General features: G+C 34.2%; 13 protein-coding genes. 8 read left to right on the top strand and 5 right to left on the bottom strand.

Going from position 1 to position 16,819, the window contains the following annotated elements:
* Positions 1-234 precede the first annotated feature (234 nt).
* Positions 235-1,593, top strand: coding sequence for a S41 family peptidase (locus OM074_RS08635; RefSeq protein ID WP_301199062.1), 1,359 nt, complete (start codon positions 235-237; stop codon positions 1,591-1,593).
* An 88-nt stretch (positions 1,594-1,681) separates the two neighbouring features.
* Positions 1,682-2,746 carry a septation protein IspZ gene (locus OM074_RS08640; RefSeq protein WP_301199063.1) on the top strand — a complete coding sequence of 355 codons (1,065 nt, stop codon included), beginning with the start codon at positions 1,682-1,684 and terminating at the stop codon, positions 2,744-2,746.
* 92 nt (positions 2,747-2,838) lie between these two features.
* Here OM074_RS08640 and rplS read toward each other — a convergent pair whose 3' ends face one another.
* The 5 genes from rplS to OM074_RS08665 form a co-directional block, all read right to left on the bottom strand.
* Positions 2,839-3,189 carry a 50S ribosomal protein L19 gene (gene rplS, locus OM074_RS08645; RefSeq protein ID WP_301199064.1) on the bottom strand — a complete coding sequence of 117 codons (351 nt, stop codon included), beginning with the start codon at positions 3,187-3,189 and terminating at the stop codon, positions 2,839-2,841.
* A 139-nt stretch (positions 3,190-3,328) separates the two neighbouring features.
* A complete protein-coding gene (locus tag OM074_RS08650) occupies positions 3,329-6,613 on the bottom strand; it encodes a UvrD-helicase domain-containing protein (protein WP_301199065.1) in 3,285 nt (1,094 codons plus the stop codon).
* Between the two features lie 166 nt (positions 6,614-6,779).
* Complete coding sequence (locus tag OM074_RS08655; protein ID WP_301199066.1) at positions 6,780-7,796, bottom strand: substrate-binding domain-containing protein; 1,017 nt, start codon at positions 7,794-7,796, stop codon at positions 6,780-6,782.
* A 76-nt stretch (positions 7,797-7,872) separates the two neighbouring features.
* On the bottom strand, positions 7,873-9,972 hold the full coding sequence (locus OM074_RS08660; protein ID WP_301199067.1) for a methyl-accepting chemotaxis protein: 2,100 nt from the start codon (positions 9,970-9,972) through the stop codon (positions 7,873-7,875).
* A 240-nt stretch (positions 9,973-10,212) separates the two neighbouring features.
* Positions 10,213-10,899, bottom strand: a complete 687-nt coding sequence (locus tag OM074_RS08665; protein WP_301199068.1) for a DUF2293 domain-containing protein — start codon at positions 10,897-10,899, stop codon at positions 10,213-10,215.
* Between the two features lie 156 nt (positions 10,900-11,055).
* Between OM074_RS08665 and OM074_RS08670 the strand changes: the two genes are divergently transcribed.
* The 6 genes from OM074_RS08670 to OM074_RS08695 all read left to right on the top strand — a co-directional run bounded on the left by OM074_RS08670 (position 11,056) and on the right by OM074_RS08695 (position 16,811).
* Complete coding sequence (locus OM074_RS08670) at positions 11,056-12,228, top strand: putative porin (protein WP_301199069.1); 1,173 nt, start codon at positions 11,056-11,058, stop codon at positions 12,226-12,228.
* Positions 12,229-12,274: 46 nt separating this feature from the next.
* Complete coding sequence (pstS, locus tag OM074_RS08675; protein ID WP_301199070.1) at positions 12,275-13,339, top strand: phosphate ABC transporter substrate-binding protein PstS; 1,065 nt, start codon at positions 12,275-12,277, stop codon at positions 13,337-13,339.
* A gap of 125 nt (positions 13,340-13,464) precedes the next feature.
* Entirely contained in the window at positions 13,465-14,316 is an 852-nt protein-coding gene (pstC, locus tag OM074_RS08680; RefSeq protein WP_301199071.1) for a phosphate ABC transporter permease subunit PstC, read from the top strand.
* 14 nt (positions 14,317-14,330) lie between these two features.
* Entirely contained in the window at positions 14,331-15,224 is an 894-nt protein-coding gene (gene pstA, locus OM074_RS08685; RefSeq protein ID WP_301199072.1) for a phosphate ABC transporter permease PstA, read from the top strand.
* 58 nt (positions 15,225-15,282) lie between these two features.
* Positions 15,283-16,071, top strand: coding sequence for a phosphate ABC transporter ATP-binding protein PstB (pstB, locus tag OM074_RS08690; RefSeq protein WP_301199073.1), 789 nt, complete (start codon positions 15,283-15,285; stop codon positions 16,069-16,071).
* Positions 16,072-16,124: 53 nt separating this feature from the next.
* The gene (locus OM074_RS08695; protein WP_301199074.1) at positions 16,125-16,811 is read left to right on the top strand and encodes a phosphate signaling complex PhoU family protein; all 687 of its coding nucleotides are present in this window, start codon (positions 16,125-16,127) and stop codon (positions 16,809-16,811) included.
* The last annotated feature ends 8 nt before the right edge of the window (positions 16,812-16,819 follow it).

Genomic DNA, 16,819 nt, shown 5'->3' on the forward strand with positions numbered 1-16,819 from the left:
AAAAAAAAAAACAGATCGTTAGGTTTTAGATAAAAGATAAGAGCTTAACTTGTAATGTGCTCATTTAATTGTGCTATTAAAATACATGTTAGCGACCTAAAAATTATCGGTTACTCATAAAAGCTTCACGAAGTATTGTAATAATTATTCCAGAATAATATGAGAGGCTGTCATTTATGGCAGCCTTTTTGCTATCTTTCAAATTCCTAATTTTATTAATCTCATATACACATTATGAAAAGATTGTCTTATTACTTTTTTGTGGTTTTACCCATAGTCTTATTTTTTGCTTCGTGTGAAGATGATAAAGAAGAGAAGGATTTTCTAAAAATCAATACTTTCATCAATGAAAACATGGAAATATACTATTTATGGAATGATCTTATGCCAGAATTAGATCCTGCTCACCAGGAAGATCCTGAGGATTATTTTTATGAATTGATATATGACGATGTAGATAGATGGTCTTTTATTACTGATGATGCTCAGGAATTATCAAACTATTTTGCAGGAATAGTAAAAGAAATGGGATATTCATTACAATTCTATTATGCATATGAAAATAACACCACAGATGTTGTTGCAATAATACAGTATGTAGAACCTGATAGCCCAGCTGATAAAGCAGGACTTACCAGGGGGGATATAATAATTAAAGTCAACGGAGAGTCATTAACAATAAATAATTACAGGGATCTGTATAATGAAGAGGAGTTGGTAGTTGGTAAAGGAGAACTGGTTAATGATGTTTTTGAAGATCTTACGCCGTCAGTCAGCTTGCTGGCAGAGGAACTTCAGATAAACCCTATTCTTACCACAAATATATTTGAAGACAATGGTCATAAAGTTGGATATTTAGCTTATACATCATTTATTAATGAGTTTGATGATGATTTAAAAGCTGTGTTTGCCAATTTTAAGAGCGAAGGGATTTCGGATTTAATTCTGGATTTACGGTATAATGGAGGAGGATCTGTCGCTACAGCAAAACTATTGGCAGGGATGATTGGCCCCGCATCAATTAATGGGGATATATTTATCAGGATATCGTATAATGATTTCTTAAATGATTATTTTAATAATGATCCAGAGACAGAAGAGGGGTGGAATGAAGATTATTTCGAGCTAGATGAAAATAATTTGAATTTAGGTAGGTTATATGTTCTCACAACCAGTGGCACCGCGTCAGCCAGTGAAATGGTAATGTATTCTTTAATGCCGTATATGGAGGTTATACAAATTGGAGAGCAAACGCATGGAAAATATTATGCATCTATAACTATTGATGACGATAACAACCAGAAGGATCATAATTGGGCCATTCAACCTATAATCATGCGTTCCGAAAACAAAACCAATAATATTGATTATACTCAGGGATTAATTCCTGATGAAAAGATGTATGACAATTATAGCTACGCCCTGGGCGATGAGAATGAGGTATTAACAGCAGCTGCCCTTGATATGATTTGGGGTACAAGTAAGGCAAAAGAATCCTTAAAAGGTGTTAAAGCTTTACCAAAGCGTGTGGCATCAGAATTGAAAACAGAAAGACATCCAATGCAATATGAAATGGTTGTAGATATTAAGTAGTTGCTCTATTTATAGGAAAATCAATTTTGGGTGATTTTGAGAGATCAATTTCACCCATTTTTATGAAAATTTGCTAATATATATTGGTATGAATCAATTGGAATTAATAAAAAAACTACTGCCGGGCTTGGCACCCTTAATTGTATTTGTAGTAGTGGATGGTGTTTGGGGCACTAAAGAGGGGTTGATTGTTGCAATTGGCTTTGGACTATCTGAAATAGCCTATAGAATAATTAAAAAGCAGAAACCCGATAAATTTATTTTGTTTGACGTTGGATTGTTGGTTGCTATGGGCGGGATATCCTTACTCCTTGATAATGATTTATTTTTTAAACTAAAGCCTGGTGTAATAGGGGTTATATTTAGTGTGCTTCTTGGTATTTCTGCCTATGGAAAGTATAATGTTATGATGGCAATGGGAGGTCGTTATATGAAAGGCATTGACATAAATCCCTGGCAGCAATATGAATTTGTTCAGAGCATAAAAGCTTTGTTTTGGATATTTACAATACACACTATCTTGGTCTTTGCTTCTGCAATATTGATGAGCAAAGAAACTTGGATAGCCATTAGTGGTCCTGGTTTCTATGTTTTGTTTGGGATATATTTTGTTTTTGAGGTATATAATAAAAAAAGAAAGAACCGAAAACACCAACAAGAGGAGTGGTTACCTATTGTTGATAAAGAAGCTAGGGTTTTGGGGAAAATGCCACGAAGTATAGCACATAATGGCTCAAAGATTTTACATCCCGTGGTTCATTTGCATGTATTTAATACAGATGGAGAGTTGTATTTACAAAAACGCCCAGCTCACAAGTTAGTACAGCCAAATAAATGGGATACGGCAGTGGGAGGACATGTTGCTGCAGAAGAACTTATTGAAGTGTCATTGAAGCGAGAGGCTGCAGAAGAAATTGGTTTGCTCGATTTTGAAGCAAGATCACTTGGTGTATATGTTTGGGAAAGCGAAATGGAGAGGGAATTGGTATTTGTATTTACTACAACAATCAATCATGATTTAAATCCTGATGGGGAAGAGGTTGAGCAAGGTAAATTTTGGAGTGAGAATGAATTGGAAGAAAATTTTGGTAAGCACTTTTTTACTCCAAATTTTGAGCACGAATATAAAAAGCTTAAGAAGCATTTGTATTGAAAAAGATGATAAAAGATTGCTAATCCATTGTTTTATATACAAAAAAACCTCTGTATTTGAAAATACAGAGGTTTTTTGTATGGAGAGTTTTCTTACATTCTTCTCTCTTTGATTCTGGCTTTTTTACCAGTAAGACCGCGAAGATAGAAAATACGTTTTCTCCGTACTTTACCATAACGGTTTACTTCAATTTTTTCGATAAAAGGTGAATTTAAAGGAAAAATTCTTTCAACACCTTGGTTTCCTGACATTTTCCTAACAGTTAACATTTTAGCAGTACCTGCACCTTTAATCTGAATTACAACACCTTTAAAAACCTGAATACGCTCCTTGTTTCCCTCTTTAATCTTATAAGATACAGAGATAGTGTCTCCTGCTCCAAATGATGGAATCTCACTTGTTTCAGTCTTAAATGCTTCTTCGGCAATTTTAATAAAATCCATTTTTAAAAATCTTTTGCATTTAACAAATACATGCAATATTACGTGAACTAATTGTTCAATAAGAGATTACATGCAGATTGTACAATCGAGCGCAAAAGTACAGTTTTTATTTGGTAATTGAAACAATATCAATGGATTTTTAAAATAAATTTCCCTGAATTGCTGCTGGGGTTACTTCCGTAATTTTTTCTAGTGTTACATACCAAATAAACCCCCTTATTTGTTTTTTTTCCATAAGTTTAATCTGTCGTATATATTGAATAACCTGATGTTCGTATTTTAAATCTTCTTTCTCTCCAAACTTATAATCTATCACATGTATTTCATTATCCAAATTTACAACACGGTCAGGCCTGTATGTTCCAGAAGGACTAATAATAGTATTTTCAGTTCTAACCATATTTGAAGGCATATACCATTCTTTTGTTTCTTTTTGGTTAATAAGTTCCCTTATCTTTTTGCCGAGATTATTTTTTTCATCAGTGGCTATTTTGCCTTCAAACATTAATTTATTTAGGGCGTTATCTATGTCATTTTCAGAATGGATATTTTCAAAAACTTCATGCATTATTTTTCCAAAATTGATCCTGCTTTTTTTAACATCTTTAGAAAAAAACTCGTTACCTTCAGTTTTTATGGCAATAAAATCGTTATTCAAGATATTGTTAGAAAATGGCTTTAGTATTTCTCCTGTTACCGCCTCTGTTGTTTGTTCATCAATGTTACAGACAGGTATCTCACCAAATTCAAATTTATTGTCTTCTTCCTGCCAACCTTCTGATAGGTTAATGTGTTTACGTATGCTGTATTCTAAAGTATTTGATGTGTAGGTATAATGTAAAAGGTCTGAAACTGTTTTTAATCCTTTATTGTTTTTTGAAGGTGATGGTCCATAGGTTATCAAGGTTTCACAACTTCTGGTAAAGGCTACATATAATAAATTTATACTATCTACGTATTGGTAAAGTTTCTCGTCGAAATACTCCTCTTTAAAAATAGTTTTCTCAAGTTTTTTATTGTACGTTACAGGAAGTAGTTTTATATCATCAAAAGGGGCCATTTGAGGCCTGCACCAGATAATGTTACTTGTAATTTCTGCATCAAGTTTCCAGTTGCAATATGGAATAATAACAGTTTTAAATTCGAGTCCTTTTGATTTGTGTATGGTCATTATTTTTATGGCATCCTGATCATCTGGTACTGCTATTGCTTCTGACTTTCCTTTGTCCTTCCACCATTCAATAAAAGCAGACAAATCCGGGTAGTTATCTTTAATAAACTGGTTTGTGCAATTTATAAATGATTGTATAAAAACTCCTTGTTCCTCTTTTACTTTTTCGGGTAATTGGTTTGCTAATAGTTCGATTAATTCCAATAGAGGCTTTTGCTTTTTGGTCAGGAGTTCTTCAATCCAGGCAATATCTGAATCTAAATAACTATCAAATAGATTATCGCTAAAATAGTTTCCAATTTCAAGGTGTCTGTCGTTGACTGAATTTGTCAATAACTGCTTGTTAAGTACCATTTCAGCCTTTAGAATGGCATTACCTGGGTTTTGCAGAAACATCACCTGTGCCATTATAAAATTAATAGCTGCTGAACTGGACAGAAATAATGATTCGTTTGAAACAACCGGAATGATATTACTATTTTGTGAATAATTTCCTGAAAGCAATGCATTTGCAATGATTTCTCCTTCTCCTTTTTTTCGAACAAGAATGCAAATATCAGAATAGGAATATCCTTTGGACAACAATTCTTCAATTTTTGTTACCAATTCCTGTAGCATTTGTTCATCATAGCTTGCTTCTTTTGTAGATGTGAAAAACTTAGAGAGAATATATCCTTTATCATCAGGTTTGCTTATGGGTATTTTCTGGATGATATCGGAATATGCATTTAAAATTTTGTTTTTGTATAGATCTTGCTTTTCTGGATTTTTTATTGACTGTACTAAACTGTTATTTAAGTCGGCTTGTATATACTTCGCGGCAGCCAAAAATACCGTATTGTTATATTTGATAATATTTGAAAAACTACGCCAGTTGGTATCTAGCGTTTTTTCATCGTTTCCGTGATTGATAAAGTCAAGTGAAATCTGATGATCCAATAGGTTCCAGTCCGAATTACGCCAACGATAAATGGATTGTTTTACATCCCCTACAATAAGGCTTGTTTCTCCATTTGACAGGGAATTTTCAACTAAAGGTTTAAAATTTAACCATTGCAATTTAGATGTGTCCTGGAACTCATCTATCATAAAGTTGTTATATCGGGAGCCTATTTTTTCATATATAAATGGTGTGTCATTCTGGTCAATTATCTTATTTAGGAAATGGGAAGAATCCGAAATCAAAAACATATTTTCTTCGCGACAAATATTTTGAACTTCATTGGCAATATCAGCAATAATACCAAGTGCAAAATAATTTTGACTGATCACTTTTGCAGTAGAGTAGATTTCAAGATCTTGCTCTACTATAACCAGAGCTTGTTTTATCATTTTGTTTAATAAGGGAAACAACTCTGTTATCTGCCTGTTGGTACTATCTGCATTGTCCTTTCGTCCCCATTTTTCTGGTTCATCAATAATTTTGAGGAGGGTAGCACCGGGTTCCAAATTATCTACTGCCTTTAGTTTTTCAAAGTACTTTACAGGAGTCCTGCTTTTTCCAGTAAAATCATCATATGATAATCCGGACTTTAAAATAGCTTTAAATCCTTCATCTCCAATAGATTTTAAGCGATCTTCAAATGAAATTATAATCTCCTGGATATTTTTTAGATAATTTTGCATCCAGTCTTTATTACTAATTGTCAGCAAAATTTCCCTGCTTTCAATCTGAAACAATTCATTAAATATCTCAGTTCCCAGCTTATTCAGGTCATTGCTTAGATTCCAGTTTTTTCCTTGATTAAGTTTTTGTTCTGCAAATTGGATCAGCCAATTTTTAAGGTAAATATTTTCCGGCAGATCTATTTTAAGCAATAAGTGATCAATGGCTTTTTGAAGGATTTTAGGGCCATTTAATTCTATTTTGAAACCACTCTCCAATCCGGCTTCCCTGGCAAAAGAACGGATAATCTTTTGAAAGAAACTATCAATGGTACTTACTGAAAAGTTAGAGAAATCGTGTAATAAATAGCTAAGCAGTACCTTAGACCTCTGTCTTACTTGTGCTTCACTAATATCAAATTCACACATGAGGTCATCAACATAGTCGTTTGATTTTTTTGTGGAAATTTCATACAGCTTTTCAAGTATCCTGCTTTTCATTTCAGCAGTAGCTTTGTTTGTAAATGTTACTGCCAGAGTGTGTGCGTAATTGGTGGGGTTGTTAAAAAGTAGAAAAAGATATTCTTTGGTTAGTGTATAGGTTTTTCCTGATCCGGCAGAAGCCTTGTATATTTTGAGTTTAGACATGTTTTACTATTTTATCACGAAAATAGTAAATAATAAAAAGGTAAGTAGCAATATACATCCCAAAATATAATCCTACTTATTTATTCCCATCATTCTTGTTTCACAGCTATTGTTTTGCTACTTACCTTAAAGTGTATTAACCCAATACATTCAATATCTTAAAAATCTATTTTGTTTTTCCGTTTTTTTCCAATTCTGTTTCTTCAATAAAGCCTTCTGAAATAACGGTCAGATCAATATTTTGTTTGTGAACAATTTGCGCTTTAAGCAGGATCGCAGGCACTAACCTTTTTCCATTATGAACGGTGATATTCATATTTGATGGAGCAATCCCTTTTGAAATTTTAATGGCAGCATCTGCTGCAGTATATGCCATAGCCTCTATTGGTTTGTATACAGTCATTGTTTGATCTCCGGCAACAATACTACGAATGGCAGCAATGTCAGCATCTTGTCCGGCAATGAGTACATCACCATCTAAATTGTGTTCTTTTAAGGCACTGATGGCTCCTGCTGCAAGTGCGTCATTCCCTGCAATTATGGCATCCAGTTGAATATCTGCATTCTTTGTGATAAATTCATTTATAATTTCGTATCCTTCATGGAGAGACCATGAATTGGTGAACTGACTAAATACTATATTTATATCTCCTTTTTCAATGAGTGGTTGCAGAATATTAAGTTGGCCTAAATTAAGAAGATAAGCATTGTTATCTACCTTTGATCCCCCAATAATACCATAGTTTCCTGAGGGTTTAATTTTAGTAAGGTATTCTGCTTGCATTTCACCTATGGCGATATTGTCTGTTGAAACATAGTAATCCAGGTTGCAATCTTTAATTAAACGGTCGTACGAAATAACAGGGACATAGTTTTTGTGTGCGTAATTAACTATATCACATGCTTTTGTTTGGTTTACAGGTATTACTACCAAAACTTCTACTCCGTTTTCTATTAGTTCTTTGGCTTGTTCCAGCTGTTTGTCCGGGTCTGAATCAGCAATTCTAACCTCAGAGGTCCCGCCTAGTTCCTTTACCTTTTCTTCAAATAGAGCCATGTCCTTTTTCCACCTTTCTTGTTGAAGGTTATCTACTAATAAACCGATGTGTGGCTTGCTTTGACATGCACTAAATATAAGCAGGCCTACTAAAAAAGTTATTAGTATTAGAATGTTTCTTTTCATGATAAATGATTTTAAATGGGAAATTATATTTATAATTTACAAAAAAGGATTTGTAAAGTCAAAAGATAATTTCGTATTAAAATTGATCATACTCATCAACCATATCTTTTTCTTGCTGCAGGTTAATTGAAATTTCCGGTTTTTCCTTGGTGGTTGGGTCATTGGCGACCATTGTTTTTTGATTGAAATTTATCATATCACTGGCAGATATTTCCTTGCGGGATTGAGCATATTTTTCATCAGTTATAAAAAATGAAATTAATTGCATTAAACTATCTGATTGGCTGGATAGATCTTTTGCTCCGGAGGCGAGCTGTTCGCTACCTGCTGCATTTTGAACAGTGGCTACATTTATTTGCTGTAGCGAACTATTTATTTGAGTCACACCAAATTCCAGTTCTTTACCTGCAGCGGTTATTTCTTGTACCAGGGTGTTGGTTTTTTCAATATTGGGAATCAAGTCCTGCAGGCTCTTGCCGGCACTTTCTGTCATTTCAACACTTTGTTTTACCAATTTGATTATTTCATTTGCTGTATCCTTGCTACTTTCGGCCAGTTTCCTGACCTGATCAGCCACTACACCAAATCCCCTTCCATGCTCTCCGGCCTTGGCAGCTTCAATAGCTGCATTAAGGGATAGTATGTTGGTTTGGAAAGCAATATCATTAATAGCTTTTATTTTGCCGGATATTATTTTGCTTATATCTCTGGCATCCATGGCCTTTTTATTTACAATTTTGATTTCTTCAGCAACCATTTTTGATATCTGATGTGTTTCATCTGCGTTGGCTGTGTTTTGTACAATATTTGATGATATTTCCTCCATTGTTGAAGAAACTTCCTCGATAGAGGAAGCTTGTTCGTTAGCTCCCTGTGAAATATCTTGCGACGTGCTGTCAACCTGTAGTCCACAAGCATTGAGTTGCTGCGCTCCCGAAGCAATTTCATTAACTACCTGACGGAGTTTAATGATCATATTATTTAGAGCCACTGCCAATTTTCCTAGTTCGTCACTGCGTTTGGAATGGATATTTAATGTCAGTTTCCCTTCTGAAACCAATTGTGCATTAGTAGCCATTATTCTTAATTGCTTTATGATTGGTGATAAAAACCTGCTTATTCCAATGAAAATGAGTATAGACGAAGCAAAAATTAATATGGTTGTGTATAAAAGAAGCTTATTTAACCCCGCATACATATCTGATTTATAAATAGAAGTACTTACAAAACATTTGTATGGATCAAAGTATTTATAGTATTGTATCTTTTTTTTACCCTGGCTGTTTTCAGGCCATATGTATTCAGTTCTTCCAATTTCGCCATTTTTAATGCTTAACTGTTTAAAAAACTGCGCTTTTTTGTAGTTTTCGTTCTCTTTGGTGGGGTGAATTATAAATGTGCCATTCTCATCAACAATAAATGGGTAACCATTTTCGTAGAATTTTTTTTGAGAGAAAATTTCTTTTATAAACCCGTAATCCTTTTCTTTTACGCCTACATATAAAATACCTTGTATTTCATTATTTACATACAAAGGCTTATATGCAGTAAGATACCAATCATTAACAACAAAGGCGCGGCCATAAAAGGTATTGCCTTTTTCAATTGTTTTAATAACCTCAGAGTCATTAGGAATAAACGTTCCCACAGCCCTTGTACCATCCAATTTTACAACATTGGTTGAAATACGTAAGTAACCATCTTCAATTCGCTGAAATATGGTTGCCGTTTCGCCCGTTAAACGCTGTATGGTATCAACAAGACTATAGTTTTTATATATTTCTTTATCCCCAAAAGTCCATTTAGGAATATTATATTGTTTTTCTTTTTTTGTTATTTGATTTATTCCACTCACACTGATAACTTCATCTTTTACCTGAATGGTTCCACATTCTGAAAAGAGTTTATCTGCAAAATTAATGGCTATATTAACTTTATTTTGCTTTGCACTAATTTGCCCTTCGAGTATCCTTGCTAAATCATTTAAGTGACTACTCATATTATCCCGGGTAGATTTTTCTATTTCATTGCTCAGGGTATAATATAAAGTGGAACATAAAACAATTGTGATTAGGCACAAAATAGAAGCAAGAATGAGATTTGTTTTTACTTTGATAGATGAATTAACAGATTTGATCAAAGATCTAAATTCGGGGTTGTTAAGTTTTTTGTTCATAATAGTATTGGTTAGTTATGAAAAATAATATGTATACACAATAAAATATCCTGAAATATTCATTGAAGCACATACCTATTTCTTCAATTACCAACTATACTATCATTTACTAATTTAGATATTTATAATTATCTGTACAATTGTACTGTATAAATTATTATAAACACAGTTCCATTATGTGGAAAGTAGCTTGTACGTAGATTGTTATACTTTGTTTCTTTTTATAAAAAGAAAAAATAGTTATTTGGCCTGTGTCAACTTTTCCAACGCTCTTTTTAATGGGCAGCTGCCTGGAATTGCTATTCCTTTACGGTACACTTCCAGAGTACTAATTGATTTATGAGCCAGGTTACGCCTTACATTTCTTCTTTCACCTTTTATTTTCGGAATATGCATATCATCATAACCAGTTGTCTGGTGGCGCATCCAAGCAACTACAGCTTTGCCGGCCCTTTCTTCAATAGGTATCATGGCTGTCCTTGCAACCGTACCACTACCTACCGGGATAGCATGCTTTGTTACAAGAATGGCAACAGTTTTGGCAATAAGTTGGTATTGGGGGTGAAAGTTTAAAAATATTTCTACTTGTCTACAAAATTCGCCCTCATATTCCTGCTGCTGCTTATCTCTTCTTTGTTGATTGTATATTTTCTGTTTTTGATATTCTGCAGTATTTCTTTTAGCCTGAACTTCTTTTATTGCTATGTCAATATTCTGCATAGGAGCCCAAACGCCTTTTGACATAGTTCTCCTGCCTTTTTTAAATACAACTTTCCAATAAATCCCTTTTGAAGTCACCTTTCGTGTAATACCAGCATCTCCCGCAGGCAAAAAGGACCAATTTGCAGGAGGTGTATGTTTGCTTCCCCTTTCATCTATAAGTGAACCTTGAGAGGATATTGTAAGAGTTCTTATTGTATGTGACATAGATGGCTTTTTTTTACTGCAAAGAAAGAAAATGTTACGGATTAAGAAAAATGTAACAGGAATGTAACATCTGTTTAACCATGGTGTAATAACACAACTGTATGTTTGCATTGGGAAAAAGGAAAATTTATAAATAAATATTAAACACAGGAAAAAATGAGAAGAATTGCATTTTTAAGCACATTAATAATGTTTTTTTGTATTACTGGCATTACTGCACAAACGGATTTGTCAGCAAAAGTAGGAAAGGGAATTCGTTTACAAACTGACGATAATCTTTTCACCCTTAAACTTACTACAAGAATACAGACAAGGTGGGAATTCAACAATACATTAGGTTCATCATATACTGATAAAGATGGAGTTTATCATTCTTCACCAGAAACAACTTTTGAAAATAAAGCTTTTGTAAAACGTGCTCGAATAAAATTTGACGGAACTTTCCTCAATGAAAACCTGATGTATAAAATAGAATATGACGTAGCAGGAGGTTATGTGAGAGATGCATTGGTGAAGTATAAAATGAATAATTTTGAAATATGGTTTGGCCAAGGAAAATTACCTGGAAATAGAGAGCGAATTGTTTCATCAGCAAACCTTCAGATGGCTGACCGTTCAGTATTTAACAAATATTACACTTTAGACAGAGATGCAGGTCTTCAGATACATCATAAATTCAAATTAGGCAAAGCTCTTGTTTACGATAGGTGGGCTGTAAGTTCTGGTAGCGGAATTACTGATAATGATTTTGCACCAGGAATAAGCTTGACCGGAAAATTAGAAGTGCTTCCTTTAGGAGAGTTTAAATCAAAAGGACATTACAAATCTGGTGATTTAAGTAGAGAAGAAACTCCCAAAGTTGCTTTTGCTTGTTATGCAAATTTTAATAAAGATGCATATAAAGATAGAGGACAGGTAGGTTCAAATATTGGGGGAGAAGCTGATTTGTTAAATATTGGGGGAGATTTTCTTCTGAAATATAGAGGATATTCATTAATGTTAGAAGCAGGAACAAGATCTGTTACTGACGATGATAACGAGTTTGTTTATGATAACAGTGGCAGCATAGTAGATGCATATTATACTGGATATGGAGCAAATATACAAACAGGATATGTTTTCAAAAACAACTGGGAGTTTTCGGGTCGTTATGCATTTACAAAGCCGAATGAAGTTAAATATCATAAAGAAATAACTGATTACACATTTGCAATAAGTAAGTATATCATTGGTCATAATTTTAAAGTACAAGGAGATGTTACTTATAGAGATATGCCTACAAATCAAAATGAATTAATAACAAGAATACAAATGGAATTTCAGTTCTAATATAATTTTATAATAAAATTATACCTAAATTAATTTTTTAAAAAAGATGAAAAAGTTATTAGTAGTACTTTTGATAGGAGTAGTTTTTGCTTCATGTCAAAACGGTAAACAAAAAAGTGCAGATAGTTCAAGCAAAAATGTAACCATAGCTGCTGCAGGTGCAACATTCCCTATGCCATATTATAATATGGTTATTAAAAACTACATTAAGGAAAAAGGAGTGTTGGTAACTTATGGAGGAATTGGTTCTGGCGGTGGTATCAAAAGCCTTAAAGATAAAGTTGTTGACTTTGGTGCTACTGATGCTTATTTATCAGATGAAAAAATGGCTGCTATGCCTTCAGAAATAGTTCATATCCCTACTTGTTTGGGAGCTGTGGTAATTGCTTACAACCTACCGGGTGTAGAAGGATTAAAATTAACTGATGAATTATTGGAAGGTATATTCATGGGTGAAATCACTAAGTGGAATGACAGTAAAATTACGGCAAACAATGCAGGCTTGAACCTGCCAGACCAAGCCATAACATTTGTTCATCGTTCAGATGGTAGTGGAACCACTTATATTTTTAGTGATTACATGAGTAAGATATCTTCAAAATGGGCTGATAAAGTTGGAAAGGGAAAATCATTACAATGGCCTGTAGGTATTGGTGCCAAAGGAAACCCTGGTGTAGCTGGTACTATTAAATCAACTGAGGGATCTATTGGATATATCGGAAGTGAATATGCTTTTGCTCAGAAAATTCCAGTTGCTTTATTGAAAAATGCTGCAGGAAACTATATTGAACCATCTATCGAGTCAATCAGTGCTGCAGCACAAGGTGCCATGCCGGCAGATACACGTGTGATGCTTACCAATTCGAATGATGCCAACGCATATCCTATTAGTGGATTTACCTGGTTAATTCTATACAAAGATCAGGCATATAACGGTCGTTCAAAAGCACAAGCTTTAGGAACTCTTGAGTTTTTAGATTGGCTGATTAGTGCCGACGCCCAGGCTGTTGCTCCAAAAGTAAATTATGCACCACTACCTGAGAAAGCTGTAACTCAAGCCAAAACAATCCTTCGTTCAGTAACATATAATGGAGAAGCCTTATTAAAGTAATTAAGCAGAGGGGTTGAAATGAAGGGATTGATAAAAATATAGCAAAAATCAGGTTCTTCACGAGCCTGATTTTTGTTGTTTAATGAATAATACGATAGCACTATATTACAAGAACTTTATTTAATATGAAAAGCGATACCATTACTAAATACGTACTATTATTTTCATCTTTTATAATATTATTGGTGTCCGGAGGAATGATTTTTTCATTGTTGGGAGATGCCGTACCAGTATTTGAAAAGTTTGGATGGCGCTTTATCACTTCAACAGATTGGAATCCCACGGAGGGAAGGGAAAGCTATGGGGCTTTGCCATTTATAGTTGGTACATTGAGCACTTCAATTTTGGCCTTACTAATTTGTCTTCCAATGGCTTTTTCCACATCCTTGTTTATTGCAGAGTATTTTAAGAAATCGGCATTTTCTTCAATAATAAGCTCCATGGTTGATTTACTGGCAGGTGTACCCTCAATTGTGTATGGCTTGTGGGGCTTTTACACTTTGCGACCATTTATAGTTTCTTTAGGTCTTGATCCTCAAGGTTATGGTATATTTACTTCAGGATTAATACTTGCCATAATGATAATCCCTTACGCTACATCATTAAGTTCCGAAATTATAGCAATGGTACCTAACGAACTAAAGGAAGCTGCCTATGCATTAGGGGCAACACGTATGGAAGTAATCTTTAATGTAATACTACCAGGGGCTCGCTCGGGAATTATTGCAAGTTTCATATTGGCTTTTGGTAGGGCCCTGGGTGAAACCATGGCAGTTACCATGCTTATAGGAAATGCAAATATTATCCCCACAGGTTTATTTAGCACAGGTAACAGTATGGCCAGTGTTATTGCAAACCAATTTGGAGAGGCAGACGGGTTAAAAATGAGTGCTTTAATAGCCATTGGTTTATTGCTGTTTGTAATTACCGGGGTGGTGAATTTTGTTGGGAAGTTTATTATTAAGAAATTATCTTAAAGAACTGAGACATCATGAGTACAGAAAAATCTTCAATTGATTTAACAAAGAACAATACATACAGGTCTGTTAAGGATAAAGTATTTTTATGGACTGTAATAGTTATTTCAATTATAACAATTTCTCCAATTGTAATGATAATCGGAAAATTGGTTTGGAAGGGATTTAGACAAATCAATTTTTCATTCTTCACAGCAGTTACACCCAGCACATTTGAAGCAATGACAGCAGTGGCCAATGGAGAAATTATACCAGGGGGTATTGTAAATGGTATTACAGGTACTTTGTTGTTAGTATTAATGGCTTCATTAATAGCTATTCCTGTTGGAATCATTATAGGATTGTTTCTATATGAAAATCCGGGTAAAAGATATGCTGATTTAATCAGAAATTTATCAGATATTCTTCAAGGTGTACCATCTATTGTACTTGGGCTAATTGCTTATTTGTGGGTGGTAAAAAACATAACACAGGGATATTCTGCACTGGCAGGAAGTGTTGCTTTGGCTATAATGATGCTTCCATTGATTATACGATCCACTGAAGAAACTATGAAAATGATTCCCGGGACACTAAAGGAAGCAGGCTTGGCCCTGGGAGTTCCATATTATAAAGTAATAATTAAGGTTCTTATTCCTTCTGGAATTAGCGGTTTGTCAACTGGGGTTTTATTAGCCATTTCCCGGATTCTGGGAGAAACTGCTCCTTTGATGCTGACAACATTAGGAAATCCCATGATTAACTGGGATGTAACAGCGCCAACAAGTGCTGTACCTTTGCTTATATGGGATTTTTATAATGATCCCAATATGGTAGATTTGATATGGAGTTCTTCTTTGTTTTTGATGGGATTTGTATTAACCCTTAATATAATATCAAAAAGAATATCAGCTAAAAGTAAAGCCTAATTCATTGACAGGAGCCAGGAGAAAGAAGTTTTAAACAGGAAATACTAAATAATTACAGATGAACAAGAATATCGATGTAATAGAAAATCCGGTTCTTAAAGTAGAGGATCTTTGCATTGCCTATAATAAATCAGATAGCAAATATGCAGTAAAAAATGTAAATGTTACTGTAAAAAAGAATTCCATTACTGCAATCATGGGGCCGTCGGGATGTGGTAAAAGTACCATGTTGAGAGCCATAAATAGAATGCATGAGTTATATCCGGATATTAAAACTGAAGGAAAAATCTATTTGAATGGTGAAAATATCATGAAAATGGATACGATACAATTGCGTAGAAAAATAGGGATGGTGTTTCAAAGACCAAACCCTTTTCCCACCATGAGTATATATGATAATGTTATTGCAGGATATAAATTGAATGGGATAAGGATTAAAAAGAGTGAGCGTGATGATATTGTTGAAAGATCATTAACCAATGTGGCTCTTTGGGATGAAGTAAAAGATTCCTTACATAAAAAAGGAACATTTTTGTCGGGTGGACAACAGCAACGTTTGTGCATTGCACGTTCAATTGCCTTCCAGCCAGATGTGATACTTTTAGATGAGCCTACTTCAGCATTAGATCCCATTGCAACCTCTAAAGTGGAGGATTTGTTGGTAGAGTTACAAAAAGATTATACCATAGTTTTGGTAACGCATAATATGTCACAGGCAGCTCGTATTTCTGAATATTCAATGTTTATGTATTTAGGCGACCTGGTTGAATATGGAAAGACTGATATGATGTTTACAAATCCCCGCAACAAGAAAACAGAAGAGTATTTAACTGGTAAATTTGGTTGATTGCTTTCTTGCTTTTAGGTTAACGCATAAAAAAATACTAAAACCGAAAAATAATGTTACAAAAAGAGAACGCCCTGCAAGATATCGAAAAAAGCTTTAAGGAATATTGTGATTTGATGATGAAGCAATTAAGCGATTTGGAAGTCATTGCCCAGTCGGGTACTACAAATATTTCGGCAAAAGACGTAAAACGAATAGAATCGTTTGATAAAAATCTAAATCAATACGAAGTTCAGATAAGTGAAAAGATTATTAGTGCTATTGTACTTCACCATCCTGTAGCTACCGAACTGCGCAGATTAATGGCTTGTTATCGAATGGTAATAAGTATGGAGCGAATTGGCGATTTGATAAAAAGAGTTGTCTACTATATCAGAAAGATTGAGGACTCAACATTATACGAAGAACTTTCTGATGTGATTTTTAATATGATAACATCAAGTAGCAGTATGGTTGAAAAGGCACTGTTGTCATTTATTAACGATGATAGGGATTCTGCTATCTGGACCATAAAAAATGATGAAGTAATTGATGAAATGAACAAGAAGCTTATGAAGAAAGGGATTAAGAAAACAAAAATCCCAAAAGAAGCGCAGGATGCCTTGTTACATTTGGTCAATTTTAAAAGTCTTGTTTCAAAAATAGAAAGAATAGGCGACCATGCAAGCCATATAGCAGAAGCATCGATCTTTGCCCAGGAGGGGAGAGATATCAGGCATCAAAATATTGATAAAGAATAAAAATTTTG

This window comes from Plebeiibacterium marinum (assembly GCF_026013615.1).
GTDB classification, from domain to species: Bacteria; Bacteroidota; Bacteroidia; order Bacteroidales; family Marinilabiliaceae; genus Saccharicrinis; species Saccharicrinis marinus_A.